Annotated in this window: 24 protein-coding genes; 11 read left to right on the top strand and 13 right to left on the bottom strand. The window is 72.3% G+C overall.

The features are described 5' to 3' along the window. Positions 1–706 precede the first annotated feature (706 nt). The 6 genes from ACQP00_RS08115 to dhaM form a co-directional block, all read right to left on the bottom strand. Positions 707–1,369 carry a regulatory protein RecX gene (locus tag ACQP00_RS08115; protein ID WP_433216605.1) on the bottom strand — a complete coding sequence of 221 codons (663 nt, stop codon included), beginning with the start codon at positions 1,367–1,369 and terminating at the stop codon, positions 707–709. A gap of 864 nt (positions 1,370–2,233) precedes the next feature. Then, on the bottom strand, positions 2,234–3,283 hold the full coding sequence (gene recA / locus ACQP00_RS08110; protein ID WP_433057508.1) for a recombinase RecA: 1,050 nt from the start codon (positions 3,281–3,283) through the stop codon (positions 2,234–2,236). Between the two features lie 156 nt (positions 3,284–3,439). After that, positions 3,440–3,640: a DUF3046 domain-containing protein gene (locus ACQP00_RS08105; RefSeq protein WP_433216603.1), complete on the bottom strand. Its 201-nt coding sequence runs from the start codon at positions 3,638–3,640 to the stop codon at positions 3,440–3,442. Between the two features lie 10 nt (positions 3,641–3,650). Then, a complete protein-coding gene (locus tag ACQP00_RS08100) occupies positions 3,651–4,874 on the bottom strand; it encodes an MFS transporter (RefSeq protein WP_433216600.1) in 1,224 nt (407 codons plus the stop codon). Beyond that, on the bottom strand, positions 4,864–5,118 hold the full coding sequence (locus ACQP00_RS08095) for an HPr family phosphocarrier protein (protein WP_433216597.1): 255 nt from the start codon (positions 5,116–5,118) through the stop codon (positions 4,864–4,866). The genes ACQP00_RS08100 and ACQP00_RS08095 overlap by 11 nt, the downstream gene beginning before the upstream one ends. After that, entirely contained in the window at positions 5,102–5,494 is a 393-nt protein-coding gene (dhaM, locus tag ACQP00_RS08090; RefSeq protein WP_433216593.1) for a dihydroxyacetone kinase phosphoryl donor subunit DhaM, read from the bottom strand. Before dhaM ends, ACQP00_RS08095 begins: the two co-directional genes overlap by 17 nt. Before the next feature lie 18 nt (positions 5,495–5,512). Here dhaM and dhaK point away from each other — a divergent pair, with 18 nt between their 5' ends. Together dhaK and dhaL are read left to right on the top strand one after the other, a co-directional pair. Continuing rightward, entirely contained in the window at positions 5,513–6,508 is a 996-nt protein-coding gene (gene dhaK / locus ACQP00_RS08085) for a dihydroxyacetone kinase subunit DhaK (protein ID WP_433216590.1), read from the top strand. Further along, positions 6,505–7,119: a dihydroxyacetone kinase subunit DhaL gene (gene dhaL / locus ACQP00_RS08080; RefSeq protein WP_433216587.1), complete on the top strand. Its 615-nt coding sequence runs from the start codon at positions 6,505–6,507 to the stop codon at positions 7,117–7,119. The genes dhaK and dhaL overlap by 4 nt, the downstream gene beginning before the upstream one ends. A 9-nt stretch (positions 7,120–7,128) precedes the next feature. On the opposite strand, the gene ACQP00_RS08075 is transcribed toward dhaL, so the two are convergent. From ACQP00_RS08075 to ACQP00_RS08065, 3 genes are read right to left on the bottom strand one after another with little or no spacing between them, the layout of a single operon-like run. After that, positions 7,129–8,271 (bottom strand): acyl-CoA dehydrogenase family protein, encoded by a 1,143-nt coding sequence (locus ACQP00_RS08075; protein ID WP_433216584.1) that lies wholly within the window; start codon positions 8,269–8,271, stop codon positions 7,129–7,131. 34 nt (positions 8,272–8,305) lie between these two features. Further along, on the bottom strand, positions 8,306–9,175 hold the full coding sequence (locus tag ACQP00_RS08070) for a hypothetical protein (protein ID WP_433216581.1): 870 nt from the start codon (positions 9,173–9,175) through the stop codon (positions 8,306–8,308). A 54-nt stretch (positions 9,176–9,229) separates the two neighbouring features. Further along, positions 9,230–10,090: a hypothetical protein gene (locus tag ACQP00_RS08065; protein ID WP_433216578.1), complete on the bottom strand. Its 861-nt coding sequence runs from the start codon at positions 10,088–10,090 to the stop codon at positions 9,230–9,232. 1,071 nt (positions 10,091–11,161) lie between these two features. Here ACQP00_RS08065 and ACQP00_RS08060 point away from each other — a divergent pair. The 3 genes from ACQP00_RS08060 (at position 11,162) to ACQP00_RS08050 (ending at position 17,710) form a co-directional block, all read left to right on the top strand. After that, positions 11,162–12,418: a bifunctional pyridoxamine 5'-phosphate oxidase family protein/GNAT family N-acetyltransferase gene (locus ACQP00_RS08060; RefSeq protein WP_433216575.1), complete on the top strand. Its 1,257-nt coding sequence runs from the start codon at positions 11,162–11,164 to the stop codon at positions 12,416–12,418. Further along, entirely contained in the window at positions 12,340–13,041 is a 702-nt protein-coding gene (gene leuE, locus ACQP00_RS08055) for a leucine efflux protein LeuE (protein ID WP_433216572.1), read from the top strand. The genes ACQP00_RS08060 and leuE overlap by 79 nt, the downstream gene beginning before the upstream one ends. 169 nt (positions 13,042–13,210) lie before the next feature. Next, positions 13,211–17,710, top strand: a complete 4,500-nt coding sequence (locus tag ACQP00_RS08050; RefSeq protein WP_433216569.1) for an ATP-dependent helicase — start codon at positions 13,211–13,213, stop codon at positions 17,708–17,710. Here ACQP00_RS08050 and ACQP00_RS08045 read toward each other — a convergent pair. Together ACQP00_RS08045 and ACQP00_RS08040 are read right to left on the bottom strand one after the other, a co-directional pair. Further along, positions 17,707–18,798: an IS630 family transposase gene (locus ACQP00_RS08045; protein WP_433207943.1), complete on the bottom strand. Its 1,092-nt coding sequence runs from the start codon at positions 18,796–18,798 to the stop codon at positions 17,707–17,709. The genes ACQP00_RS08050 and ACQP00_RS08045 overlap by 4 nt on opposite strands. 43 nt (positions 18,799–18,841) lie before the next feature. Beyond that, complete coding sequence (locus ACQP00_RS08040) at positions 18,842–19,606, bottom strand: SAM hydrolase/SAM-dependent halogenase family protein (protein WP_433216566.1); 765 nt, start codon at positions 19,604–19,606, stop codon at positions 18,842–18,844. Positions 19,607–19,624: 18 nt separating this feature from the next. On the opposite strand from ACQP00_RS08040, the gene ACQP00_RS08035 reads away from it, so the two are divergent. From ACQP00_RS08035 to ACQP00_RS08010, 6 genes are all read left to right on the top strand, one after another. Beyond that, positions 19,625–20,557 (top strand): LLM class F420-dependent oxidoreductase, encoded by a 933-nt coding sequence (locus ACQP00_RS08035; protein WP_433216563.1) that lies wholly within the window; start codon positions 19,625–19,627, stop codon positions 20,555–20,557. A gap of 269 nt (positions 20,558–20,826) precedes the next feature. Beyond that, positions 20,827–22,035 carry a glycoside hydrolase family 5 protein gene (locus tag ACQP00_RS08030; protein ID WP_433216560.1) on the top strand — a complete coding sequence of 403 codons (1,209 nt, stop codon included), beginning with the start codon at positions 20,827–20,829 and terminating at the stop codon, positions 22,033–22,035. Next, entirely contained in the window at positions 22,036–22,506 is a 471-nt protein-coding gene (locus ACQP00_RS08025) for an N-acetyltransferase family protein (protein WP_433216557.1), read from the top strand. It begins immediately after the preceding gene. A gap of 13 nt (positions 22,507–22,519) precedes the next feature. Then, positions 22,520–22,981, top strand: coding sequence for a hypothetical protein (locus ACQP00_RS08020; RefSeq protein ID WP_433216554.1), 462 nt, complete (start codon positions 22,520–22,522; stop codon positions 22,979–22,981). Position 22,982: 1 nt separating this feature from the next. Then, a complete protein-coding gene (locus ACQP00_RS08015) occupies positions 22,983–23,795 on the top strand; it encodes a DNA-formamidopyrimidine glycosylase family protein (RefSeq protein WP_433216551.1) in 813 nt (270 codons plus the stop codon). A 275-nt stretch (positions 23,796–24,070) separates the two neighbouring features. Then, positions 24,071–24,892 (top strand): hypothetical protein, encoded by an 822-nt coding sequence (locus ACQP00_RS08010; RefSeq protein ID WP_433216548.1) that lies wholly within the window; start codon positions 24,071–24,073, stop codon positions 24,890–24,892. Between the two features lie 198 nt (positions 24,893–25,090). Here the strand turns inward: ACQP00_RS08010 and pspM are convergent, their stop codons facing one another. Continuing rightward, positions 25,091–25,855, bottom strand: coding sequence for a phage shock envelope stress response protein PspM (gene pspM / locus ACQP00_RS08005; RefSeq protein WP_433216545.1), 765 nt, complete (start codon positions 25,853–25,855; stop codon positions 25,091–25,093). Between the two features lie 19 nt (positions 25,856–25,874). Next, positions 25,875–26,729, bottom strand: a complete 855-nt coding sequence (locus ACQP00_RS08000; RefSeq protein WP_433216542.1) for a PspA/IM30 family protein — start codon at positions 26,727–26,729, stop codon at positions 25,875–25,877. Positions 26,730–26,774: the final 45 nt, after the last annotated feature.

The following is a 26,774-nucleotide window of genomic DNA, read 5'->3' as shown; positions in this document are numbered from 1 at the left end:
TCCGCTATAAAAGTCGCAAGTGATGCTGATCTGTGACGCGATCTATGTTGTGCGGTAAACCCGCGGTGGTTGGGCGGTCTCCATTTGGTAACGCCGAGGCTAGGTCGTGAAGGGCGCTTCGGTCAAGGACTGATGATCGGGCACCATACGGCACCTAAGTCCGTCAAGTACCCTCGCCAGCCGAAACACCCCACGGGCAACTTTTGCACGGATCTTTCCGGCATGTCGGTCGACAAGCGCCGAAAATCTCCACGCTGGGTAGCCATTGGGAAGCCGAACGCGTTTGCGACCACCTCGACGCCAGCGACCATCCAACCACAGCCCGTGTCGACGGCCAACCGCGCCATCGACATCCATCACCCTGCTCGCGTCGTCCGAATACACGCTGCAACGAAACCCCGACGGGCCCGCCAGGCCGCCAATCGACCCGTCAAGCCACTACCTACCCGCCCGCCAAGCCATCGGCTCGCAGGCCGATTGCGCACGCAGTCCAATCTCAGCCGCCCTCTGTCGCCGCCCGCCGCGGGTTGCTTCCTGCGCTACCCACCTCCGGCCGCTTCCTGGGCCACCCACCTCCGGCCGCTTCCTGCGCCACCCGCCTGGCCGCTTCCTGCGCCTCCCCACCGACGACGGCCGTCACAGACGTCCGACGTGTGGCGGCTCCCAAAGGTCGGGTCAATCCGGCGGCGTCGGGTTCGCGGGCGAGTTACTGAGCGTCAGGATCGGTAGCGGCATCGGCGAGCGCGTCGGCGTCGATGGAGTCGGCGAACTCGGCCGCGTCCGCACGCTCGGCGAGTGCCTCCTTGACGAGCCGGATCGCCAACCCGGGCGGGTACCCCTTGCGCCCCAGCATCCCGACCAACCGCCGAAACACCGCCTCGGGCGTGCCCCGGGTCTCGCTCCGCAGCCGCCGTACGACCAGCGCCTTCGCCGTCTCCTCCTCCATCTCCGGCGTCAGCTCCTCCAGCGCCTCCCCCATCTCGTCGGAGGACACTCCCTTACGCCGAAGCTCCCCGGCCAGCGCCCGCTTGGACAACCCCCGTCCCTGATGCCGGCTGCTGACCCAGGCCCGCGCGAACGCCGCGTCGTCGATGATCCCGACCTCGTCGTACCGATCGAGAATCTCCGCCGCGATCTCATCCTCGACCCCGCGCTTGCGCATGGCGGTGGCCAGCTCAGCCCGCGTCCGCGGCCGCACGGCCAACTGCCGCAGACAGATCTCCCGAGCCGCCTCCCGCGGGTCTACCGGCTTCGGCGGCGGAGCATCCCGCTTTCCGCCCCCAGACTCACGCCCACCACGCCCACCACGCCCACCACGCCGATCTCGTCGCCCTCGCGGCTCGGAGAATTTACCCTCCGCTTCGGACATTTCGGAAATGTCCGAAGCACCCGGCTCACCGGACAGGCGAGAAGCAGCATCATCACTCCACGGCAGGGCCCGCCCCGCCCGCTTCCGCACACCCCCGTCGGAGGGCGCCGCGGCAGCACCATCATCGCTCCACGGCAGAGCCCGCCCCGCCCGCTTCCGCACACCCCCGTCGGAGGGCGCCGCGGCAGCACCACCATCACTCCACGGCAACGACCGCCCCGCCCGCTTCCGGCCCCTCGCAACGGTCGCCGAGTCAGCCGAAGCGCGGGAATCAGCATCCGCCCAAGGCGAAGACTTCCGCCCTACCGAAGAGCGCCCATCCGCAGCCTCATAACCAGAATCGCCGGAACCCCCGGAGCCCGATGCCCCCCGGCGAGCAGCACCGCCACGACCCGAAGGCGCGGAGTCAGGCAACCGAGCCGGCGCCGACGAGGGATCAGCCCACGGATTCCCCGGCCCAGGCTCAAAAGCAGGACGAGCCGCAACCCCCGAAGCAGCCCCCTCAGCCCACGGATTCCCCGGCTCAAGGTCCCAGGCCGGCCGCTCCACCTCGTCAGAAGCCGAACCAAAAGCCGAAGCCGAAGCCGAAGCCGCCCAAGGATTCTCGCCCCCAGGATCGGCCCAGGGCGCCACCGCCGGCGAAGCAGCCTCAGACCGCCGCCGCCCAGCAGAAGACCCATCGCCCTCCGCCGCGAGCCAGGGATTCTCCTCGCCCCCGCCGGACATGAACTACCTCCACCAGTACCAAAAAAGCCCGCAAGAGACCCGGTGCCCACCCCGAGCGGCTTGGCCCGCTGAGGCCGGCACCGGGGGTCCCAAGCGACGCGCCGCGAGAAGCAGCGACGCGCGAACAAGCAGGAAGCGTCAGAAGTCGACCGGCGCCGTCTCCGGCCCGCCGGCCGCGTCGGTCGACTGGCCGACCCCGACGCCCAGCTTCTCCTTGATCTTCTTCTCGATCTCGGCGGCCACGTCGGGGTTGTCGCGCAGGAACTTGCGCGAGTTCTCCTTGCCCTGGCCGAGCTGGTCGCCGTCGTACGTGTACCAGGCGCCCGACTTGCGGATGATCGTCTGCTCGACACCGACGTCGATGAGGGAGCCCTCGCGGGAGATGCCCTTGCCGTACATGATGTCGAACTCGGCCTGCTTGAACGGCGAGGCCACCTTGTTCTTGACGACCTTGACGCGGGTGCGGTTGCCCACCACGTCGGTGCCGTCCTTGAGGCTCTCGATGCGCCGCACGTCGAGGCGGACCGAGGCGTAGAACTTCAGCGCGCGGCCACCGGTCGTGGTCTCCGGGCTGCCGAACATGACGCCGATCTTCTCGCGGAGCTGGTTGATGAAGATCGCCGTGGTGCCGGAGTTGTTGAGGGCACCGGTGATCTTCCGCAGCGCCTGGCTCATGAGGCGGGCCTGCAGGCCGACGTGGCTGTCGCCCATCTCGCCCTCGATCTCGGCCCGCGGCACCAGGGCGGCGACGGAGTCGATGACGATGATGTCGAGGGCGCCGGAGCGCACCAGCATGTCGACGATCTCGAGCGCCTGCTCACCGGTGTCCGGCTGGGAGACGAGCAGCGCGTCGGTGTCGACGCCGAGGGCCTTGGCGTAGTCGGGGTCGAGGGCGTGCTCGGCGTCGATGAACGCCGCGATGCCGCCCTGGGCCTGCGCGTTGGCGATGGCGTGCAGCGCGACGGTGGTCTTACCGCTGGACTCCGGGCCGTAGACCTCGATCACCCGGCCGCGGGGAAGGCCGCCGATGCCCAGCGCCACGTCGAGGGCGATGGAGCCGGTCGGGATCACGGCCATCGGCGCGATGACGCGCTCGCCCAGCCGCATCACGGAGCCCTTGCCGAACTGCTTGTCGATCTGCGAGAGGGCGAGTCCCAGCGCCTTCTCCCGGTCAGGTTGCACTGCCATGTCCGTCACCCCTGGGTTCGCGGTCTTCGTCGGCGTTCGCTTGGTCACGCTGACACGTTAAGCGCCGGGTATGACAAAAAATTCGAAGCGACGCCCAACGAGCGAGAACAGTACCCGTACATCTGTACGATCAGCACGCCGACACGCCGAAAAACCTCACCTCAAGCGGGCAGGAACACGCTCCGGATATGCCGCGACTACAGCGCGCCATACTTCGGCGGTGTCGAAGCGCCCGGCCAGGGCCTCCTCGATCGTCAAGCCGCCGAGCTGCGACAACACCTGGTCGTGAGCGATGCTGTGGGCATAAGCGGGCCCGAAGACCTCCTCGAGCCGCTGCCAGAAATCTGTCAAACGCACGAAAGCCAACCTAACGGAGTACACGGGCAAGCAAAGGGACCGCGGTCACTGCGGCGAGCAGCGCCAGCACGGGGTACCCGAAGAAATCAACGACCACCCCGGACAATGCGCCCGCCGAGGCGCCCGCGACCCCCATGACGACGTCGGAGAGCCCCTGGACGCCGGCCCGCTCCTCGACCGGCACCGATTCTGAGAGCAGCGTCGACCCGGCGACCATCGTGCCGTTCCAGCCGAGCCCGAGCAGCGCCAGCCCGATCGACAGCCGCCACGTGTCGTGCCCCGCCGTCCCGGCCAGCGCGCACGCCGCCAGCAGCACCACGATGCCCCCGGCGATCACCGGACGGCGCCCCAGACGGTCGGTGAGCAGGCCGACCACGGGTGCGAAGGCGTACATCCCGGTGATGTGGATGCTGATCACCAGCCCGACGACGCGCAGCAGGTCGCCGTGGTCGTGCACGTACTCCCCGATGTGCACCGGCGTCATCGACATCACGCCGACCATGACCACGTGCCCGACCGCGACGGCCGCGACCCCGGTGCGCGCACCCGGACTGGCCCGGATCGTGCGCGCGGCCTGCCGCCAGACGCCCTTCGCGCCCGGCCGCGCCCCGCCCGCGGTGAGCAGCGGGTCGGGTCGCAGCGCAATGAAGATCACGGTCGCGCCGACGACGAAGGCGAGCACGCTGAACAGGTACGGCCCGCCGTACTCCGGCACGCCCCACCGCCCCAGCAGCCGGTCGGTGTACGGGGCGAGGTTCGGCCCGGCGACCGCCCCGACCGTGGTGGCCCACACGACGATCGACAGGTGGCGGGCCCGCCGGTCGGGCGCGGCGAGGTCGACGGCGGCGTAGCGGGACTGCAGGTTCGCCGCGCTGGAGCCGCCGAAGAGCAGCGTGCCCAGGAACATCAGCGGCACCGATCCGAGCCGCGCGGCCAGCACGACCAGCAGCGCGCCGACCGCCCCGACGGTCAGGGCGAAGACCAGGCCCGGCCGCCGCCCGCCGGTGCGCATCAGGCGGGTCGCCGGGATCGCGATCACCGCGCCGCCCACGACCGCGCAGCTGCCGGCGATGCCCGCCGCCCACGGCCCGGCCAGGGAGGAGGCCAGCAGCGCCCCGACCGACACCCCGCTGGCCACGCCGAGGCCGCCGATGATCTGGGTGCCGACCAGCAGGCTCAGCGTGCGCCGCTGCAGCGCGGCGACGTCGAGCGCGGTCGGTTCCTCAGTGAGCAAGGACCGAGACTATCGCCTCCGCGGCCTGCTCGGCGTCCTCGCCGTCGGCCCGCACCAGCACCGTCGAGCCGGCCGTGGCATTGAGCGCCATCACCGCCAGCACGCTGCGGGCGTTCGCCTTCTTCTCCCCGAAAACCACCTCGACGGTACTGCGAAATCGCGCCGCCACCCGCACCAGCGCCCCGGCCGGCCGCGCGTGCAGGTCCTCCGGCAGCACGACGGAGCGCTCAGAGCTTGCGGACATCGCGGGCCTCCACGGCCGACTGGGTGACCGCGTCCAGCGTCGCCCCGGTCCCGGCCAGCACCGCCGCCGCCACGGCACCCTCCACGAACGGCGCGTCGACGAGCACGGCATCGTTGGCGACGCGGTCCTCGAGCACGGTACGCGCGGTGAGCACGGCGCTGCCCAGGTCCGTCAGCACGAGCACGCCCGCCCCGCGGTCGGCCCGGTCGATCGCCACCAGGATGCGGTCGTAGCTGGTGCCCAGCCCGCCGTCGTCGGTGCCCCCCGCCGCCTCGATCGGCACCTCCTCCCCCGCGACCTGCACGAGCATGTCCCGCAGGCCGTGGGCCAGCCGCTCGCTGTGCGACACCAACACGATCCCCACCAGTTGCGCCATACCAGGCATGCTATGTGCATGAAAAAGTTCATCAACGACCCGGCCGACGTCGTCCGGGAGGCGCTCGCCGGGCTCGCCGCCGCCCATCCCGAGCTGCGGGTGGACCTCGAGGAGCAGTACGTCGCGCGCGCGGACGCCCCCCGCCCGGGCAAGGTCGGCCTGCTCTCCGGCGGCGGCTCCGGGCACGAGCCGCTGCACGCCGGCTTCGTCGGCCCCGGCATGCTCGACGCCGCCTGCCCCGGCGAGATCTTCACCTCACCCGTGCCGGACCAGATCCTGGCCGCCACCAGGGCCGCGGACGCCGGCGCCGGGGTGGTCCACGTGGTGAAGAACTACACCGGCGACGTGATGAACTTCCAGATGGCCGCCGAGCTCGCCGACGAGGAGGGCCTGCGGGTCGAGACCGTGCTGGTCGACGACGACGTCGCGGTCGAGGACTCCACGTGGACCGCGGGACGCCGCGGCACCGGGGCCACCCTGCTGGTCGAGAAGATCGCCGGGGCACTCGCCGAGGAGGGCGCGGACCTCGCCGCCGTGGCCGCGATCGGCAGGACCGTCAACGAGCGGTCGGCCTCGTTCGCCGTCGCTCTTGCCGCCGGTACAACCCCTGCTTCTGGAAAGCCGGGATTCGACCTCGGGCCGGACGAGATCGAGGTCGGCGTCGGCATCCACGGCGAGCCGGGCCGCAGCCGCGAGCCGATGCGCCCCGCGCGGGAGCTGGCCGCCCTGATCGTCGACGCCGTGCTGAGCGCGAAACCGGTCGCCGGCGAGCCGTTGATCGTGCTGGTCAACGGCATGGGCGGCACACCCCAGATCGAGTTGTACGTCATGTTCGCCGAGATCTCCCGCCTGCTCGCCGAGGCCGGGGCGACCGTCGCGCGCTCCCTGGTCGGCAGCTACGTGACCAGCCTCGACATGGCCGGCCTGTCGCTCACCGTGTGCCGCGCCGACGACGAGCTGCTGCGGCTGTGGGACGCGCCCGTGCGCACGCCCGCGCTGCGCTGGGGGGTGTGACCGTGGACGAGGCGCTGGCCAGGGCCTGGATCGCCGCCGTGGCGGATTCCGTACGCGCGGAGGCGCAGCACCTGACGGATCTCGACACCGCCATCGGCGACGGCGACCACGGCGTCAACCTGCGCCGCGGCTTCGACGCGGTGACCGCCGCCCTGGACACCCTGCAGCCCGGCTCGGCCGGCGACGTGCTGGGCAAGACCGGCACCACGCTGCTGTCCAAGGTCGGCGGCGCGTCGGGCCCGCTCTACGGCACCGTCTTCCGCGCGCTGGGCAAGACCCTGCGCGAGGGCGGCACGTTCGCCGAGGGCCTGCAGGCGGCGCTGGACGGCGTGCGCCGGCTGGGCAAGGCGGAGGTCGGCGACAAGACCATGGTCGATGCCCTGGCCCCCGCGGTCGCGGCCTACGCCTCCGCCGAGAGCGCGCCGGAAGCGGCCCGAGCCGCTGCACAAGCAGCAAAAACAGGGGTGGCTTCGACGGTACCGTTGACCGCTCGCAAAGGCCGCGCGTCCTACCTGGGCGAACGCAGCGCCGGCCACCCCGACCCCGGCGCCACGTCAACCGCCCTCATCCTGGAGGCCCTCGCGCGCGTCACCGCCGAGGCTTCCTCATGACCTAGGGCTTCACAGCCCCAACGACCGGCCGATGATCTCCTTCATGATCTCGGTCGTGCCGCCGTAGATCGTCTGCACCCGGCTGTTGAGCCAGGCCTTGGCCACCGGGTACTCCATCATGAACCCGTACCCGCCGTGCAGCTGCACGCACCGGTCCGCCACCTTGTTCTGCAGCTCGGTCGTCCACCACTTGGCCTTGGCCGCGTCGGCGACGCTGAGCCGCCCCGCGTTCTGCTCCACGATGCAGTGGTTCAGGAACGTCCGCGCGATCGTCACCTCGGTGTCGAGCTCGGCGAGCAGGAACCGGTTGTGCTGGAACTTCCCGATGGGCCGGCCGAACGCCTCCCGGCTGCGGACGTACTCCAGCGTCATGGCGAGAACCGTCTCCGCCGCCGCGACCGCCGCCACCGCGATCCCGAGCCGCTCCCGCGGCAGGTTCGCCATCAGGTGGTAGAAGCCCGCATCCTCCTGCCCGATCAGGTGGTCGGCGGGAATCCGGCAGTCATCGAAGAACAGCTCCGCGGTGTCGTTCGCCTTGAGCCCGACCTTCTCCAGCCGCCGCCCGCGCGTGAACCCCGGCGTGCCGGTCTCCACCCCGAACAGGCTGATCCCGTGCGCGCCCTTGGCCCCGTCGGTCTTGGCCACGACGACGACCAGATCGGCCATCTCCCCGTTGGTGATGAACGTCTTCTGCCCGTTGAGCACCCACGAGTCCCCGTCACGCACCGCGGTGGTGCGGATGCCGGCCAGGTCGCTCCCCGCCCCCGGCTCACTCATCGCGATGGCGGTCACGATGTCCCCGGAACAGAACCCGGGCAGCCACCGCTTCTTCTGCTCCTCGGTGGTCAGCTCGGTGAGATAAGGAGCGACGACATCGTTGTGCAGCCCGAACCCCAGCCCGGAAGCCCCGGCCGCGATGATCTCCTCGACGAGCACCGCGTTGAACCGGAAGTCCCGCTGCCCGCCCCCGCCGTACTCCTCGTCGACGTCCATGCCCAGCAGCCCCGCCGCGCCGGCCTTCCGCCAGATCTCCCGATCGACGATCCCGGCCTTGTCCCACTCGTCGTTGTGCGGCACGGCCTCCCGCGCGAGAAACTCCCGGCACAGATCCCGGAACGCCTCGTGCTCAGCCTCGTACAGGTGCTGCTCCATGCGCGCCAGTGTGCGACGCGAGACCGTGTCTCGCCTAGAGCCCGAGCATCCCGTACAGATGGTCGGGCAGCGGCTGCGCGTCCTTGGGCTCGACCACGTTGAGGGCGGTCCCGAAGTCGGAGTACGTGGCCTCGACGGTGTTGCCAGGGATCTTCACCGTGACCCCGACCAGCCGCTCCTGCTCATCGACGCCGGCCTCGAACGGCACGGCCTTGGCGGCGTCCCCGAGCTGCATGACCTGCGCAACGTTGACCGGCCCCCACGCCACGACCCGCGTCATGTCGACGGTCCCGCTGTACTTCCGCCCGTCCCGCTTCACGTCGTGCGTGGCGGCAATGAGCGCCTGAACCCCGGTCGGGTCCTTGGTCGCACTCAGTCCCAACGCCCCGGGTTTGGTCACCTTGGCGGTGTCCACCTTGTACCAGGCCTGCCCGTCGAACCCCGGCAACGGCAACCCGGTGAGCCGCGTGTACGCCGTCCCGCGCACCTCCCGGGTGTCAATGGTGAGCGAGGCGCCGCTGGAACTGACGGCGACGGACGCATCGAGCAGATCCGCCAGCGGATCGATGCCGCCGGAGTACGTGCCTTCCTTGGCCGTCACCTTGAACCGGTAGCTGCTGAAACCCAGATGCCAAACCCCGGCCGCCAGCCCGGTCGGCGACGGCTTGACGCTGACGGTGGGCGCCGGCTCGGGCGCCTTGTGCGTGCATCCCGCCACGGCCGAAACCACGAGCACAGCCCCGACCAACGCGACGCGACTCCACCGCAGGGGACTCCACCGCCCGCGGCTCCACTGCCCGCGGCTCCACTGCCCGCGGCTCCACCGCACCTGCCGCTTGCGACCCGACTGCCGGACGGCGTCGCCAGGGCGGAGCATGCCGTGGTGCGGGCTGGTCCTCGTCACGCGGCGGAGCGTACCGGGCGGGGTTCGGGGCGGGCGTGGCGCGAAAGGGAAAGTTCAGTTGTTCAACAGGTTGTACACAGCGGCGTTGGCCGGAGCCACGTCCGCCGCCTTCGGGACCGTGACCTGGACCGGCTTGCCCTGGTCGCGGTAGTCGACGGCGAGGGTGCGCTCGGCCGTCGAGCCGTAGGCGGGAACCGTCACGCGCACCGAGGCCAGCCGTCCCTGGGCGTCCAGGGTCACCACGAACGGCACCGCCTTGGCCCGTTCGCCGAGGGTGGCCAGCCCGGCCTGGTCGGCGAGGCCGAGGTCGCCGCCGCGCGTGAGGTCGTACGTACCGATGATCTTGCCGCCGTCCTCCAGCCGGGCCTGGCCGACTCGGGCGGCGAAGTCCTGGCTGCTGGTCGGGTCGTTGGTCTCGAACAGGCCGATGATCTCGGTGTGGGTCACCTTGGTCCGGTCGAACCGGTACCACTTCTTCGCGCTCACCCCCGCCGCCGGGATGCTCGTGCGGAAGTACCGCTCGCCGCCCCCGAGCACGATCCCCTCCAGCGAGAATTTCACCCCCGACGCGACCGAGTCCAGCCGCGCCTGCCGCTTCCCGGCCGGGTCCACCACGCCGGTGACCGTGCCGTTGTCGATCTTCATCGTGTACCCGTACGCCACCGTTTGCAGCGACTTGGCCGCCGCCGCCAGTGCGTCCTTGCCGGCCTTGACCGCGGGGTCGGCCGACGCCGCCGCCGAGGTCGACCTGTCCTGGTCGGCCCCTCCCCCGCAGCCGGCCAGCACGAGCAGCACCAGCACTGTCACGACGACCTCGGCGACCGCCTTGCCCCGCCCGCCGAACCGCCACCACGGCCCCGAACCCCGCCGCCCGAACCGCCGCCCCCCGACACCCGCCGCCGACTCCCGCGCCATGCTTCGGCCACCATCGCCCGCCGCCGACTCCCGCGCGATGCCTCGGCCACCATCGCCCGCCGCCGACTCCCGCGCCATGCTTCGGCCACCATCGCCCGCCGCCGACTCCCGCGCGATGCCTCGGCCACCATCGCCCGCCGCCGACTCCGGCTCCCGGCCGACGAGCCCTCGGTCAGGAGCAGAACCCACCGTGGCGACAACAGGAGGCACGACGGCGGCAGGAACAGCAGCCATGGCGGCAGGCATGCGTGGCGCCGGCACCACGACCACCGCCTCGAGAGCCGAGGCCACCGACACACGCATCTGCATCCGGGCATCGATCGGAAGCGCCGGCGGAATGAGGTCGCACGAGTTGCGCACCGGCAGCCCGCACACAGCCCCGTCACGCACAGCCCCGTCACGCACAGCCCCGTCACGCACAGCCTCGCCACGCACAGCCCCGCCACGCACAGCCCCGCCACGCACAGCCCCGCCACGCACAGCCCCGTCACGCACACCCCCGTCACGCACAGCCACAACGGGCGTGGGCACAGCCGGCGTGGGCACAGCGGGCACGGGCGAAACGGGCGCGGGCGAAACGGGCGCGGCCAAGACAAGCCAGGCAGCCCGGACGCCCCAGTCCGGTGGCGAATACTCCGGCGCGGGTGCCGTGACCGAGAGCGAGCAAGCGCCACGCGCCGACAAGCCCGCCCCGGCCAAGTGGTCCGGCCGGCGCAGGAGCGGAACCGTCGGTAAGGCCAGCCCGGCCGACGGCGTGGAAGTCGTCGCGTGGGGGTGGTCGGGGCGCATGCTCTTCCTCCCTGAATGAGCGTCCGGGCAGACCGGCCGAATCCCTGCGGCGATGCCGCCTACTCCCCCTTCAACAGTCGACAGGCCGTTGTGGGTGCGTCGATTGGTCAAGTTCGTGCATGGCAAAGCGAGCACCGCCCGCCCCCGTTTTCCGCGGGCGGTGCCCCGAGCGATGCGCACGTTAGCGCCAGGGTCCGACATTTTTCGGTTGCCGCTGCTCACAGGTCGGCTGCTATTGTACTGCCACATAAAGGCTTTTGTGCTAGTACAAAGGAGCCCACCGTGGACACGTATCAGCAGACGGCTCGCAACACGCCGCGGCGGCTGGCCGAGCGGGCCTCCTACGACGTCGAACTGGTGCACGCGGTGCTCGACGAGGCCTACGTCTGCCACGTCAGCTACGTGTCCGACGGGGAGCCGCGGGTGCTGCCGACGCTGCATGCGCGGGTGGGCGACACGCTGTACCTGCATGGGTCCACCGGCAGCCGGCCCATGCTCGCCGCACGGGAGCACGGCCTGGCGGTCTGCGTCGCGGTGACGATCATCGACGGGCTGGTGCTGGCCCGCTCGCAGTTCCACCACAGCGCCAACTACCGGTCGGTGATCGTGCACGGCACCGCGCGCGTCGTCACCGACGAGGAGGAGCGCACGCGGGCCTTCGCCGCGCTCGTGGACAAGGTCGCGCCCGGGCGCGACGCCGACAGCCGCCGCCCGAACCGCCGGGAGCTCGCCCAGACGTCGCTGCTGGCGCTGCCCCTCGTCGAGGTTTCGGCCAAGGTGCGCAGCGGCGGGCCCAGCGACGATGCCGAGGACTTCGACCTGCCGCATTGGTCCGGTGTGGTACCGCTCCAGCTCACCCGGGGCCTGCCGGTGCCGGTGGCGGCACAGACAGTACAAATGCCGGCTTATCTGCAATCGGGGCGCGATGCCTGGCGGCGCCCGGTCGCGCTGCGCGGTCGCGACCTGGTGCTCGAGCCGCTGGATCACGCGCACGCGCCCGAGCTGTTCGGGGCGCTCGACGACGCCGCGGTGTGGGCCCATCTGACCAGCCCGCAGCCCCGGTCCGTGGACGACATGGCGGGCATCGTCGCGGCCGCGCTGGCCGATCCCGACCGGGTGCCGTTCGTGCAGCGCGAGGTCGCGACCGGGCGGATCGTCGGCAGCACCTCGTTCTACGCGGTCAGCCCGGTGCAGCGCTGCGTCGCGATCGGCTACACCATGATCGGCCGGCCCTGGTGGCGGACCGGCGTCAACACCGAAGCGAAGCTGCTGATGCTGGCCCACGCGTTCGACACGCTGGGTGCGCTGCGCGTCGAGTGGCACACCGACGTGCGCAACGAGCGGTCGCAGCGGGCGATCGAGCGGCTCGGCGCCCAGCGGGAGGGTGTCCTGCGCAACCATCGCCAACGGGCCGATGGAACCCAGCGCGATACCGTGCTGTACTCCATGATCGCCGACGAATGGCCCGCCGCACGGGACAGGCTGGCCGCGGCGCTGGAATCCGGAGGCGTCACGTGCTCGGCATCACCAACCCGCTGACCTACGTCCTCGGCACGCTCGCGATCGTGCTGTTGCCGGGGCCGAACTCGCTGTACGTGCTGTCGGTGGGCGCCCGCCGCGGGGTCCGCGACGGCTACCGCGCGGCGGCCGGGGTGTGGCTCGGGGACGCCGTGCTCATGGCGTTGTCGGCGGGCGGCGTCGCGTCGCTGCTGCACGCCTACGGGTGGCTGTTCGGGATCGTGAAGTACCTCGGCGCGGCGTACCTGGCGTTCGTCGGCATCCGGCTGGTGGTGAGCACGCTGCGGCGCCGGCGCGCGGACGCGGCCCCGCAGCAGCGGCAGGAGGAGGCCGCGCCGGCCGACCGGCCGTTCCGCCGCGCGCTGGTGATCAGCCTGCTCAACCCGAAGGCGATCCTGTTCTTCGTCTCGTTCTTCATCCAGTTCGTGGACCCGGCGTACCCGCACCCGGCCGTCAGCTTCCTGATCCTCGGCGCGGTGGTGGAGGTGCTCAGCGCGCTGTACCTGACCGCGCTGATCTTCGGCGGCCGCTTCCTGGCCGACCGGTTCCGGGCCCGGCGCACCCTCGCCAAGGGCCTGACCACGCTGGTCGGCGCGGCGTTCCTGGCGTTCAGCGTGAAGCTGGCGACGGCCAGCCTGTCCTGATCAGGCCGCATGGGGGTCCCCCGCCCAGCCGGACGGGGGACCCCTTCGCTGCCCGGCCAGGCAAGTACGGGTGTCCAGGGGTGCTGCAAACAGTAGGCCAAATGGGCCAAATCGGGCAAATCGCTACGCCCCCCAAAAAGTGTCGTACCCCCGGTGCAGGATTGGGGGCATGAAAGAGCTGGATGGTTTCGGAGCCGCAACCCGCGAGTGGTTCCGCGCGGCCTTCGCGGCACCGACGAAGGCGCAGGCGGGGGCGTGGCAGGCGATCAGCGCCGGCCGGCACGCGCTGGTCGTGGCGCCGACCGGCTCCGGCAAGACCCTGGCCGCGTTCCTGTGGTCCCTCGATCAGCTGGCCGCGCGCCCGGCGGAGGACCCGGCGAAGAGGTGCCGGGTGCTGTACGTCAGCCCGCTCAAGGCGCTGGCCGTGGACGTCGAGCGCAACCTGCGGGCCCCGCTGGCCGGCATCCGGCAGGCGGCCGCCCGGCTCGGCCAGGAGCCGCCGGACATCAAGGTGGCGATGCGCACCGGCGACACCCCGGCCGACGAGCGCCGGGCGTTCACCCGCACCCCGCCCGACATCCTGATCACCACCCCGGAGTCGCTGTTCCTGCTGCTGACCTCCCAGGCGCGGGAGTCGCTGCGCGGGGTCGAGACGGTGATCATCGACGAGGTGCACGCGGTGTGCGCCACCAAGCGCGGGGCGCACCTGGCGCTGTCCCTGGAGCGGCTCGACGCGCTGCTGGAGCGCCCGGCGCAGCGGATCGGGCTCTCGGCGACGGTGCGGCCGATCGACGAGACCGCGCGGTTCCTCGGCGGGGCGGCCGCGGTGGAGATCGTCCAGCCGCCCAGCGCCAAGACCATCGAGGTCGAGGTGCAGGTGCCGGTCGAGGACATGACGGCGCTGGGCGAGACGACCCCCGGCGAGGACGACGACGGCGCGCCCCGGCAGGCGTCCATCTGGCCCGCGGTCGAGGAGCGGGTGCTCGACCTGATCCAGGCGCACCGCTCGACGATCGTGTTCACCAACTCGCGGCGCGGCGCCGAGCGGCTCTGCGCGCGGATCAACGAGCTGGCCGGGGCCCGCGCCGGAGTCCCGCAGGACCAGCCGGCCCGCACCCCGGCCGAGATGATGGCCCAGGCCGGCATGGCCGGGGGTGCGCCGCCGATCGTGGCCCGCGCCCACCACGGCAGCGTCGCGCGCGAGGAGCGCAAGCACATCGAGGAGGCGCTCAAGTCCGGGCAGCTGCCGGCCGTGGTCGCCACCTCCAGCCTGGAGCTGGGCATCGACATGGGCGCGGTCGACCTGGTGGTGCAGATCGAGGCGCCGCCGAGCGTCGCGGCCGGGCTGCAGCGCGTCGGCCGGGCCGGGCACCAGGTCGGGGCCGTCTCGCGGGGCGTGGTGTTCCCCAAGCACCGCGGTGACCTGGTCTCCTGCGCCGTCGTGGCCGAGCGGATGGTCGAGGGCGGCATCGAGGAGCTGCGCTACCCCCGCAACCCGCTCGACGTGCTGGCCCAGCAGGTCGTGGCGATGGTGTCGATGGAGGCCTGGTCGGTCGACGACCTGGCCAAGCTGGTCCGCCGGGCCGCGGTCTACGCCGACCTGCCCGACTCGGCGCTCTATGCGGTGCTGGACATGCTGGCCGGGCGCTACCCGTCCACGGCCTTCGCCGAGCTGCGGCCCCGCGTGGTCTGGGACCGCACCGAGGGGATGCTCTCGGCCCGGCCCGGGGCCCAGCGCCTCGCCGTCACCAGCGGCGGCACGATCCCCGACCGGGGCATGTTCGGGGTGTTCCTGGCCGGTGCGGAGAAGGCGGCCCGGGTCGGCGAGCTCGACGAGGAGATGGTCTACGAGTCGCGGGTCGGCGACGTGTTCCTGCTCGGCTCGACCTCGTGGCGGATCGAGGACATCACCCCCGACCGGGTGCTGGTCACCCCCGCGCCCGGCGCCGCGGCCAAGATGCCGTTCTGGAAGGGCGACTCGCCGGGCCGGCCGGTCGAGCTGGGCCGGGCGATCGGGGCGCGGCTGCGCGGGTTCGTGAAGTCCGGCGACGAGGCGGCCCGGGCCCACCTGCGGGCCGGCGGGCTGGACGACTGGGCGGCTGACAACCTGCTGGCCTACCTGCGCGAGCAGCGCGAGGCGACCCGGCACCTGCCCGACGACCGCACCGTGCTGGTCGAGCGGTTCCGCGACGAGCTCGGCGACTGGCGGATGACCGTGCACTGCGTGCTCGGCGCGCGCGTGAACGCACCGTGGGCGCTGGCGATCGGGCGCCGGCTGCAGGAGCGGTACGGCGTCGACGCCCAGGTCATGCCCAGCGACGACGGGATCGTGGTCCGGCTGCCCGACGTGGCCGACGAGCCGCCCGGCGCCGACCTGGTCGCCTTCGACCCCGACGAGATCGCCGGGATCGTCGAGGAGACGGTCGGCACGTCGGCGATGTTCGCCGCCCGGTTCCGCGAGTGCGCGGCCCGGGCCCTGCTGCTGCCCCGCCGCGACCCCCGCCGGCGGCAGCCGCTGTGGCAGCAGCGGCAGCGCTCGGCCCAGCTGCTCGACGTGGCCCGCGACTACGCCGACTTCCCGATCACGCTCGAGGCCGCGCGGGAGTGCCTGCAGGACGTGTTCGACGTGGCCGGGCTGGTCGGCGTCATGCGCGACGTCGCCGGGCGCAAGCTGCGGCTGGTCGAGGTGGAGACCGAGCGGCCGTCGCCGTTCGCGCGGTCGCTGCTGTTCGGCTACGTCGGGGCGTTCCTCTACGAGGGCGACGCGCCGCTGGCCGAGCGCCGCGCCGCCGCCCTCGCGCTCGACCCGACCCTGCTCGCCGAGCTGCTCGGGCGGGTGGAGCTGCGGGAGCTGCTCGACCCGGCGGTCGTCGCCGAGACCGAGTCCTCGCTGCAGTGGCTGGGCGAGCAGCGCACCCCGCGCGACGCCGAGGACGTCGCGGAGATGCTGCGGGTCCTCGGCGACCTCGGCGACGAGGAGCTCGCGGCCCGCGGTGCCGACCCGGCCTGGGCCCGGGAGCTGGCCGAGCGGCGGCGGGCGATCGAGATCCGGGTGGCCGGCGAGGCGCGCTGGATCACCGTCGAGGACGCCGGGCGCTACCGCGACGCGCTGGGGGTGGCGCTGCCGGTCGGGCTGCCGACGGCGTACCTGGAGCCGGTCGCCGATCCGCTGGGCGACCTGGTGAGCCGTTATGCGCGCACCCACGCCCCGTTCACGGCCACGGCGTGCGCGGCGCGGTTCGGGCTCGGGGTGTTCGTGGTCGAGCAGGCGCTGCGCCGGCTGCCGTCGGCCGTCTCCGGCGAGTTCTCCCCCGACGGCGCGGGCACCGAGTGGTGCGACGCGGAGATCCTGCGGCTGCTGCGCCGCCGCTCGCTGGCCGCGCTGCGCCGCGAGATCGAGCCGGTGCCGCCCCGTCAGCTGGCCCGCTTCCTGCCGCAGTGGCACCACATCGGCGGCTCGCGCTCGCGCGGGGTCGAGGCGGTCGCCTCCGCGATCGAGCAGCTGCAGGGCATCGCGATTCCGGCCTCGGCACTGGAGCGGCTCATCCTGCCGGCCCGGGTCGGTGACTACAGCCAGGCATACCTCGACGAGCTCACCGCCTCCGGCGACCTGCTGTGGGCCGGCACCGGGTCGATCGGCGAGCACGACGGCTGGGTGTCGCTCGCCTTCGCCGACGCCGCCCCGCTGCTCCTGCCGCCGCCGACCGAGGTGGGCGGGCCGCTGCACGAGGCGGTCCTCGAGGCGCTCGCCGGCGGGCAGGCGCTGTTCTTCCGGGGGCTCGCCGAGACCATCCACGCGCCCGAGAACGAGCTCATCGGCGCGCTCTGGGACCTGGTCTGGGCCGGGCACCTGTCCAACGACACCATCGGCCCGCTGCGCGCGAAGCTCGGCGGCGGCGGGGCGCACCGGTCGCGGCCGTCGGCGCCGAAGTCGCGGTACCGGCGGGCCAGTGCACTGGCCATGGGCCGGGCCTCGCTCGCGGTGGCGCGGACCGGCCCGCCGACCGCGGCCGGCCGGTGGTACCGGCTGCCCGAGCGGGACCTCGACCCGACCCGGCGGGCCACCGCCAATGCCGAGCTGCTGCTGGACCGCCACGGCGTGGTGACCCGCGGGGCGGTGATGTCGGAGGACCTGCCGGGCGCGTTCGCCGGCGTCTACCCGGTGCTGGCGGCCATGGAGGAGCGCGGGGCGGCCCGCCGCGGGTACTTCGTCGAGGGCCTCGGCGCGGCCCAGTTCGCCCTTCCGGGGGCCGTCGACCGGCTGCGCGGCGGGTCCGAGCACCGCGACGCGCTGGTGCTGGCGGCCACCGATCCGGCGAACCCGTACGGCGCGGCGCTGCCCTGGCCGGAGCGGGTCGTGGACGCGGGCGACGGCGAGCGGGCCGGGCACCGTGCCGGGCGTAAGGCCGGCTCGCTCGTGGTGACCGTCGGCGGCGACCTGATCCTGTACGTCGAGCGCGGCGGGCGGACCCTGCTCTCCTACGCCGACGACCCGGAACTGCTGGCCCTGGCGGCCAAGGCGCTCGCCGACGCCGTGCACGGCGGTGCGCTGGGGGCGCTGTTGGTGGAGCGGGCCGACGGCGAGTCGATCCTGCAGTCGCCGCTGCGGGACGCCCTGGCCGGGGCCGGGTTCCGCAGCACACCGCGAGGGCTGCGGCTGCGCGGCTAGTGTCGTGAGTCGTTAATGCGTGTGCAGTAGCGGGCGATGGATTCGAGGATCTGGTCGGCGGTCTTGGTCCAGACATAGGGCTTTGGGTTGTTGTTCCAGGCCTCGATCCAGGCGCGGATGTCGGTGTTGAGGGCGCGGACGGTGCGGTGAGTGCCGCGTTGGAGTTTCTTGGTGGTCAGTTCCCCGAACCAGCGTTCGACGAGGTTGAGCCAGGATGCGCTGGTCGGGACGAAGTGCAGGACGAACCGCGGGTGGGCGGTCAGCCAGCGTTTGATGGTCGGGGTTTTGTGGGTGGAGGCGTTGTCCAGCACTACGTGCACGTCCAGGTCCGCCGGGACCTGCCGGTCGAGGGTCTGGAGGAACTTCTTGAACTCGATCGCGCGGTGCCGGGCATGGAGGGAGCCGATCACCTGGCCGGTGGCCAGGTCGAGGGCGGCGTAGAGGCTTGAGGTGCCGGCCCGGACGTAGTCGTGGGTGGCGCGGGCCGGGGTGCCGGGCAGCATCGGCAGGACCGGGGCGGTGCGGTCCAGTGCTTGGATCTGCGACTTCTCGTCCACGCACAACACCACGGCGCGTTCCGGCGGATCGAGGTACAGCCCGACGACATCACGGACCTTGTCGATGAACAGCGGGTCCTTCGACAGTTTCCACGCGTCCTGCCGGTGCGGCTGCAATCCGAACGCCCGCCAGATCCGTGAGATCGCGGTCTGCGACAGACCAACCTCAGCAGCCAACGAGCGGGTCGACCAGTGCGTGGCGTCCTTCGGTGTCGTCTCGAGGGTTGTGGTGATCACCCGCTCTACATCAGCGTCGGCGATCGTGCGGGGCCGGCCGGGCCGCGGCTCGTCCAGCAGGCCGTCGAGCCGATCACCGGCGAACCGGTTCCGCCACTTCGTCACCGTGCTACGCGAAACGCCGAGTTCCTCGGCGATCTGCCCGTTCGCGGCCCCGCCGGCAGCCGCGCAGGCAAGGACCACCCGCGACCGCAACGCCAGGGCCTGCGCACTCGAGGGACGACGCGACCACGCTAGCAACTGCTCTCGCTCGTCATCAGTAAGCACGATCGGTACTGCTGTCGGCAACGGCATAACACACCTGTACCCACTGACGACGATTTAACGACTCAGGACACTAGTAGGTGACCGTGACCCGAGAGATGGAGGTCACACCGAGGCGATCAGCGGCGCTCCCGCCGTTCACGGCGACCGCCGCGTAACCCGCCGAGTCGGCGAAGAGCACCAGTTCGCCCGGCGCCGCGTCGCCGAAGGTCGCGGCGTGCACGGCCGGTGTGCCGTCGACCTGGACCGCGGCCGGGAGGGCGGCCAGGGCGGAAGCCGGCGCGGCCAGCTGCACGTTGCCGAAGTGGTCCACCGTCAGCACGTCGGAGGCCAGCAGCCCCGGGCGTTGCTCGACGTACGGATCCGGCAGCGCGACCAGGTCGGTGATCTCCGGCCCCGCGTCGGACAGCGGCGCGCCCGCGAACAGCCGGGCCGCCACCGGAGCGAAGAGGTCGCGCCCGTGGAACGTCGACGAGACCGAGGCCGCGAACCACGAACGGTTGGTGAGGTGGACGGCCGCGGTCATCCCGCCCAGAGCGGCCGCCGCCGGCAGCAGCAGGCCGTTGTCCGGGCCGACCAGGAAACTGCCGTCCGCCGCCAGCAGCGCGACCGGGCGCCGGGCGGTGCCCACCCCGGGATCCACGACCGCCAGGTGCACGCCGCGCGGCAGCGACGGCACCGTCTGAGCCAGCACCGCCGCGCCTCGGCGCACGTCGCCCGGGGGAACCAGGTGGGTGACGTCGATGACGCGCGCGGCCGGAGCCAGCCGGGCCAGGACGCCGTGGCAGGCCGCCACGAAGCCGTCGGACAGGCCGTAGTCCGTTGTGAAGGAGATCATCGCGATAGTGTCCGGTCCATGCGGCTTTGCGTGTTCACCGAGCCTCAGCTCGGCGCGTCATACGAGGACCAGCTTGCCATCGCCAGACGGGCCGAGGAGCTCGGGTTCGAGGCGTTCTTCCGGTCCGACCACTACCTGAGCACGTCCGGCGACGGACTGCCCGGCCCGACCGACTCCTGGGTGACCCTCGGCGCCCTCGCCCGCGAGACCTCCACGATCCGGCTCGGCACGCTCGTCACGTCCGCCACGTTCCGGCTGCCCGGCCCGCTCGCGATCGCCGTCGCCCAGGTCGACGCCATGAGCGGCGGCCGGGTCGAGCTCGGGCTGGGGACGGGGTGGCTGGAGCGGGAGCACACCGCGTACGGAATCCCGTTCCCGTCCACGCCCGAACGCTTCGACCGGCTCACCGAGCAGCTGGAGATCCTGCGCGGGCTCTGGACCACGCCCGCCGGGCAGACCTTCAGCTTCGAGGGGCGCCACTACGACGTGGTCGACTCGCCGGCGCTGCCGAAACCGGTCCAGCCCGCCGGGCCGCCGATCATCATCGGGGGCAAGGGGCCGAAGCGGACGCCGCGCATCGCCGCGCGCTACGCCGACGAGTTCAACGTGCCGTTCTCGTCGCTCGAGGACACGGACGCGCAGTACCGCCGGGTGGTCGAGGCGATCGAGCAGGAGGGCCGCGACGGCCGGGCCCCCATCGTGTTCTCATTCGCACAGACGATCGTGTGCGGCCGCGACGACGCCGAGGTGCGCCGCCGCGCGGAGGCGCTCGGCCTCGACCCGAAGGAGCCACAACCCGGTCAGCTGTACGGCACGCCGGACCGACTCGCCGAGCAGATCCGCGGCTTCGTGAAGGCCGGCGCCTCCCGCGCCTTCCTCCAACTGCTCGACCTGCGCGACCTCGACCACCTAGAGCTCATCGCCTCAGACCTAGCCCCGCAACTCGACTAGACAAGTAGGAGCCGGTGCGCTGTTGAGGGGGTGTGGGTGGAGCGAAGCTCCCCCACCGCTTTTCAGGACATCGGACGGTAAACCCCGCTGCAAGGGCGCCCATACAGCGAAAGACTTTCGGTGCTCAGGAACAGCGGGGTAGACCCCGCCGCCAAGGCGCCCATACAGCGAGAGACCTTTCGCTGCTCAAGAACCAAGGCCTAACAAGAACCAAGGGCGGCTGACAAGAACCAAGGGCTAAAGCGCCAAGATCCGGGCAGACGCCTGGAGTGCACCGGCTTCACAAGGCCCTGGCGCTCGTCGGCGTGCTGCTGCTGTTGGTGGCGGCACTGGCGGTACCGCTGCAGGAACCAAGACCGGTGAAAGTGCTGTGCGTCGAGGACGACGTGCAGGCCCGTGCGGTCGCCGGGCTCGCCAACTTCTCGGCCTGGCTCCGGCGCAACCACGCGACGGGGTTCATCGGCGAGATCGGCTGGCCCGGCGACAAGGACGCGGCGCAGTGGAGCAAGGTCGCCGAGGCCTGGTACGAGGCGGCCGACGCGGTCGGGCTCCCGGTGACTGCCTGGGCCGCGGGGACCTGGCCGGCGAACTACCCGATGGCGGTGTACCGCCCGGTCGCGCAGGGCCTCAAGGTCGACGTGGCCGGGCCGCAGGCACACATCGTGGAGCGGCACGGCAGCACGCCCGGGTATCTGCGCGGGGTGAACCTGGCCGCCGGCAGCTTCGCGGCGTCGGACAGCAACGGCGGCTTCGGCACCACCAACCCGGGCCGCTACGGGCAGGACTACACCTACGAGACGCCGTCGAGCTACACGTTCCTGGCCGGGCGCGGCGTGCGCCTCGTGCGGCTGGCGGTCAACTGGGAGCGGCTGCAGCCCCGGCCGTTCGGGCCGCTGGACCAGACCGAGCTCGCGCGGGTGCGCGACGCGCTGCGCCACGCCGACAACGCCGGCCTGGCCGTCATCATCGACCTGCACAACTACGGCGACTACGCGCTCGGGGGCGGCCAGGCGGGCCCGGTGAAGATGCTGCGGCTGGGCGAGTTCCAGCTGTCGACGACCGCCCTGGCCGACTTCTGGAAGCGGATGAGCGTGGCGACCGACGACCCGTCGGTGATCGGCCTGGGGCTGCTGAACGAGCCGACCCGGCTGGCCGCCGACGGACGCGCGGGCGCGCTGATCTGGCAGCAGGCGGCCCAGGAGGCGGTCGACGCCATCCGCGCGACGGGCGACAAGCGGGCGATCCTGGTCAGCGGCTACATCCCGATGGGGCCGCCCTCCTGGGGCGAGATGCACCCGGTCGCCTGGATCAAGGACCCCGCGCACCGGGTCGCCTACGAGTCGCACGCCTACTTCGACCACGACGGCAGCGGCCACTACTGGATGACCTACGAGGACGAGCTGCGCAGCGTCACCTGGCCGCCGCCGGCCCACTGCCAGGCGTTGACGCCGATGGGCCGCCAGGTGCTCAATGCCTAGATGCCTGTGACGGTACGGCGAGCAGCCCCCGACGATCTCGACCGCGCCCTGGCCGTGTGGCGGGCCGCCAACGAGGCGCGCGGCCACCAGCCCGCGCCCGCGCGTGTGGACCGGGTGACCGCCAAGCTGCGCGCAGCCGACGCGCTGGTGGTCGTAGCCACCGACGGCGCCGATATGGTCGCCATGGGACTGGCCGAGCCGGGCCGGGCGGACGACGGCGCGGGCGCGCCCATCGCGGGCTACGGCCACGTCTCCATGGTCTTCGTCGCGCCCGCGCGCTGGGGCGCCGGCCTGGGCGGGCTGGTCCTCGACGCGCTGCACGTCCCCGGCTGGCGGCGCACCACCCTGTGGACGCGGACGAGCAACGCGCGGGCGCGGCGGCTGTACGAGAAGGCCGGGTATCACCCGACCGGCCGCACATCGACGCTCGCCGGGGGTGACGGGATCATGCAGCTGGAGCGCATGGGCTAGCCTCTGAAACGGTATGAGGCGTTGGGCGTTGGTGCTGATCGGGCTCGGCGTGGGACTGTTCGCCGGGTCGCAGCTCTCCGCGTCCCGGGCGCACACGACCGCGCTGTGGACCGGCGTGGCCGCGACGGTCGTCGGGCTGGTCATGTTCGCCGCGAGCGGGCCGACGCCGCCCGAGGAGGCCGCCGACGGCGCGGAGCCCCGCCCCGGGCCGCCCGGGCTCGGCAGCCGCGTCGAGCAGATCCTGCGGCTGGCCGAGGAGCAGGCCGCCGCGCACCTGCGGGAGGCCGAGCACAGCGCCCGGAGGGTCCAGGCCCGGGTCGAGGCCGGGCTGTGGCTGGTGCTGCGCGAGGCCGACGACGGCGGCCGGTACGAGGTCGCCCGGCTCGAGTCGCGCGCGGACGCGGACGCCGTGGTGGCGGCGCTGGAGACCCGGGGGCACCTGCAGCGGTACTCCGTCGCGCCGGCGGGCTCGTAGCGTGCCCGAGGGCGACACCGTCTGGAACACCGCGCGGATCCTGGGCAAGGCGATCACCGGTCAGACCGTCACGCGCAGCGACTTCCGGGTCCCGCAGCTGGCCACCGCCGACCTGTCCGGCTGGACGATCGCCGAGTCCGCGTGCCGGGGCAAGCACCTGCTGCTGCGGCTCACCCGCGCGGACCGGGAGCCGCTCACCCTGCACTCGCACCTGCGCATGGACGGGGCGTGGCGCACGTACCGGCCGGGCGAGCGCTGGACGGGCCGCCCGGCCCACCTGATCCGCGTCGCGCTGCACACGCCCGTCGCCGTTGCCGTCGGGTACCACCTGCACGAGCTCTCGATCGTGCCGACCCGCGAGGAGGCGCGGCTCGTCGGGCACCTCGGCCCCGACCTGATGGGCGAGGACTGGGACACCGACGAGGCGGTGCGCCGGCTGCTGGCCAAGCCCGACCGCTGGGTCGCCGACGCGCTGCTCGACCAGCGCAACCTCGCGGGCATCGGCAACCTGTACAAGGCCGAGACCCTGTTCCTGCGCGGCATCTCGCCGTGGACGCCGGTGGCCGAGGTCGCGGACCCGGCCGCGCTGGTCGAGAAGGCGCACGCGCTGCTGAACTCCAACCGCGGCCGCTTCACCCAGACCACGACCGGCTCGCTGCGCCGGGGCGAGACCAACTGGGTGTTCGAGCGCTCCGGTCAGCCCTGCCGCCGGTGCCGCACCACCATCCGCCGGTGGACGGGCGGCGACCATGACCGCATCACGTACTGGTGCCCGCACTGCCAGGCCGGGAACGGCCCGCCCGAGCGCACGTGACCGCGCGGGCGCACGAGGACGAGATCGCCCTCGGCGTCGAGGTCGACAAGCCAGAAGCCCTGGTTGTCGTACGGCATGTGCACCCCCGGAACGCTAGGCCCCCCGCCGCCAAAAGCCCCGCGCCCTAAGCCAGATTTGAAGCTTGCTTATTGGCAACGTATCCATCGCGACCGTTCGACGGTTGTACTCCCCGTGACCGGGGCGCGGCGGCATGGCGGGCACGGGGTAGGGTGCTGGCCGGGGATGACGGGCCGGACGTCTCATGGGGAGGGGCGATGGATCACCGCCTGACCCGGCGCGGCCTGCTCGCCGGGTTGCTCGCGGCGGCGGCACTGGCCGCGTGCGACGACGCTCCGGGCGTCACGCCGGCTCCCACCGACTCCTTCGATCCGCCACAGGACCAGCCGCTGGCCACCTGGGAGCTCACCGGCGGGCTGACCGCCGCCGGCATGGCCGCCCTGCGCCCGCCCCGCCTGGTCGTCTACGGCGACGGCGACGCGATCGCCGATGCCACCTACCGCTCCCGCCTCGACCCGGACCAGCTGCGCACCCTGGCCAACAGCCTGGCGGACGACCTGCGCACCGGCGCCTCGCAGAAGAAGCCGACGCCGACCCCGACCATCGTCGATGCCCCCGTGACCAGGGTCTCGGTCTGGTCGCCGACCGGCCCGCTGGCCTTCACGGCCGAGGGGATGGACGAGCTCAAACCCGATCACGTGTACGCCGATGTGCTCTACGATGCCCGCGACCGCCTCGCGACCGTGCACAAGGCGGTGTCCTCGACGGCGCAGCCGTACCTCGCGACCCGGGTCCGCGTCGTGGCCGTGCCCGCCCTGATCGGCCAGGCCGGCACCGGCTCTCCCGTCGTGCCCGACCCGAGCCCGTCGGCGACCGTGGCCGCGTGGCCGGCGGACATCGCCCTGCCGTCCCCCGACGCCGAGGGCCTGCGCCGCGCCGACCTTGACGGCGACCCGGCCCGTGCGGCCGTGCGCATGCTGACGCGGGACCTGGACCAGCGGGGCGCCTGGCCGTCGTACCGGATGCCGGACGGCACCGTGGTCCGCGCGAGCTGGCGTTATTTGTTGCCGAACGAGTAGCGCTCCTGGGAACGAAATGTCGGGCGCTGGCGCGCCGCGACATTTCGGACTTATACCCCGACGGGCGACATGCCCGTTTCGGCATCTTCGCCAATACCCCGTCGGGCGATAAATCCGATATGTCGGGCTAGCGAAGCGCCCGACATATCGGGCAAAAGGCCCCAACGATCAGGCGGCCTGCGGGCAAGGTCCCGAAGATCAGGCGGTCTGCGGGCGCGGCGCGGCGGCCTGCGGATTGCGTAGATCGGCCAGCCCCTCCGCCACCCCGCGCAGGAACGCCGTGGCGTCGGTCAGGTTGCCCACCGCCGCGTTGTCCTCCGCCACGCACCCGGCCGCGGCCGTGACGAACTGCTCGTACGCCGTCACGCCCTGCTCCAGCTGCTGCGCCAGCATCTGGTGGGCCGGCCGCAGCGCGTCGCCCGATGGCCCGATCCGCATCGTGCGCTCCACCGAGGCGCAGCGCTGGGCCAGGTCGCGCAGCTGGCGCTCGGCCACCGTCGCGTCCAGGACCGCGCTCTCGGCGTGCGGGCCCAGCCGGCCGACGAGGCCGCTGAGCATCATCGCGGCGCGGTCCAGGCGGCGCCACGGCTCGGCCACGGTGAGGCCACGCAGCTTGAAGGACTCGCGCTGGCGGTCGAACTCGGCCACCGCCGTGCGGCCGGCGGGCAGGCGCTGCACGAGGTTCACCAGCTTCTCGCGGGCGGCGGCGCCGGCGAGGGCGGGATCGGGCTCAGGGGGTACCGGCAAAGCTTTGAAGGCTCGGAAATCGACCCACCGCCACCAGGTGACGGCGATGGAGCCGCCGGCCGCGGCCGCCCAGAACGCGTCGGGCAGGCCGAGGCCGGCGTAGGGCACGAGGACGGCGGTCGCCCCGGTGAGCAGGCCCGCGCGCACGGACCAGCCCCGAGCCGAGCGGTGCAGCTTGCGCAGCCGCTTGAGGTGCTTGTCCCGATCGCTGGCCATGACCGCCCCCCGATCCCGGTCAGCCGGCGCTGGCCGAGTCTCCCGTCTGCTTGTCCTTCATGCTCGCCCGGATCTCGTCGAGCCGGGAGATGCTGGCGTCCTTCGGCCCCGACGAGGCGACCGCGGGCGACTCGGGCGCGGCGCCGAGCTTCTCGCCGGCCATGCTCGCGCGGATCTGGTCGAGCCGGGAGCTGCCGGCCATGTCGAGGGTCGAGCGCTGCACCTCGAGCATGCGGCCCTCCACCGAGTTGGAGGCGAGCTCGGCGCGGCCCATCGCGTTGGCGTACCGGCGCTCGATCTTCTCCCGCACCTCGTCCAGCGACGGAGTGTTGCCGGGCGCGGCGAGGCCGCTCATCGACTCCAGCGACTTGGCGACGGTCTCCTGCATCTTGGCCTGCTCGAGCTGGCTGAGCAGCTTGGTGCGCTCGGCGAGCTTCTGCTGGAGCATCATCGCGTTGTTCTCGACCGCCTTGCGCGCCTGGGCGGCGGCGTTGAGCGACTGGTCGTGCAGGGTCTTGAGGTCCTCCATGCCCTGCTCGGCCGCGACGAGCTGGGTCGCGAAGACCTGCGCGGTCTGCTCGTACTGCTGCGCCTTGGCCTCGTCACCCTCGGCGCGCGACTTGTCGGCGAGGGTCAGCGCCTGGCGGGCCGAGCCCTGCAGCTTCTCGACCTCGGACATCTGCCGGGACAGGCGCATCTCGAGCTGCCGCTGGTTGCCGATCACGGCCGCGGCCTGCTGCACGAGCGCCTGGTGCTGACGCTGCGCGTCCTCGATCGCCTGCTGGATCTGCACCTTGGGATCGGCGTGCTCGTCGATCTTGGCACCGAACAGCGCCATAAGGTAGTTCCAGCCCTTAGCGAACGGATTCGCCATTTCGCGGTCCTCTCTCGGCCAGCACAGGGACGTGCGGCTTCTATC

Origin of the sequence: Dactylosporangium sp. CS-047395 (genome assembly GCF_050942185.1) — a bacterium.
Classification (GTDB): domain Bacteria; phylum Actinomycetota; class Actinomycetes; order Mycobacteriales; family Micromonosporaceae; genus Dactylosporangium.
This window is presented reverse-complemented; position numbering and strand designations above follow the sequence as displayed.

What these genes read in the sequence shown, in the direction of transcription:
- ACQP00_RS08075 (WP_433216584.1), bottom strand. Translation starts at nt 8,271, where the DNA reads ATGGAGCAGCACCTGTACGAGGCTGAGCACGAGGCGTTCCGGGATCTG.
- ACQP00_RS08040 (WP_433216566.1), bottom strand. Translation starts at nt 19,606, where the DNA reads ATGATCTCCTTCACAACGGACTACGGCCTGTCCGACGGCTTCGTGGCG.
- ACQP00_RS08095 (WP_433216597.1), bottom strand. Translation starts at nt 5,118, where the DNA reads ATGTCCGCAAGCTCTGAGCGCTCCGTCGTGCTGCCGGAGGACCTGCAC.
- ACQP00_RS08020 (WP_433216554.1), top strand. Translation starts at nt 22,520, where the DNA reads ATGAGGCGTTGGGCGTTGGTGCTGATCGGGCTCGGCGTGGGACTGTTC.
- ACQP00_RS08025 (WP_433216557.1), top strand. Translation starts at nt 22,036, where the DNA reads ATGCCTGTGACGGTACGGCGAGCAGCCCCCGACGATCTCGACCGCGCC.
- ACQP00_RS08045 (WP_433207943.1), bottom strand. Translation starts at nt 18,798, where the DNA reads ATGCCGTTGCCGACAGCAGTACCGATCGTGCTTACTGATGACGAGCGA.
- dhaM (WP_433216593.1), bottom strand. Translation starts at nt 5,494, where the DNA reads ATGGCGCAACTGGTGGGGATCGTGTTGGTGTCGCACAGCGAGCGGCTG.
- ACQP00_RS08050 (WP_433216569.1), top strand. Translation starts at nt 13,211, where the DNA reads ATGAAAGAGCTGGATGGTTTCGGAGCCGCAACCCGCGAGTGGTTCCGC.
- recA (WP_433057508.1), bottom strand. Translation starts at nt 3,283, where the DNA reads ATGGCAGTGCAACCTGACCGGGAGAAGGCGCTGGGACTCGCCCTCTCG.
- pspM (WP_433216545.1), bottom strand. Translation starts at nt 25,855, where the DNA reads ATGGCCAGCGATCGGGACAAGCACCTCAAGCGGCTGCGCAAGCTGCAC.
- ACQP00_RS08115 (WP_433216605.1), bottom strand. Translation starts at nt 1,369, where the DNA reads ATGTCCGAAGCGGAGGGTAAATTCTCCGAGCCGCGAGGGCGACGAGAT.
- ACQP00_RS08035 (WP_433216563.1), top strand. Translation starts at nt 19,625, where the DNA reads ATGCGGCTTTGCGTGTTCACCGAGCCTCAGCTCGGCGCGTCATACGAG.
- ACQP00_RS08065 (WP_433216578.1), bottom strand. Translation starts at nt 10,090, where the DNA reads ATGGCGCGGGAGTCGGCGGCGGGTGTCGGGGGGCGGCGGTTCGGGCGG.
- leuE (WP_433216572.1), top strand. Translation starts at nt 12,340, where the DNA reads ATGGCCCGCCGCACGGGACAGGCTGGCCGCGGCGCTGGAATCCGGAGG.
- ACQP00_RS08010 (WP_433216548.1), top strand. Translation starts at nt 24,071, where the DNA reads ATGGATCACCGCCTGACCCGGCGCGGCCTGCTCGCCGGGTTGCTCGCG.
- dhaK (WP_433216590.1), top strand. Translation starts at nt 5,513, where the DNA reads ATGAAAAAGTTCATCAACGACCCGGCCGACGTCGTCCGGGAGGCGCTC.
- ACQP00_RS08000 (WP_433216542.1), bottom strand. Translation starts at nt 26,729, where the DNA reads ATGGCGAATCCGTTCGCTAAGGGCTGGAACTACCTTATGGCGCTGTTC.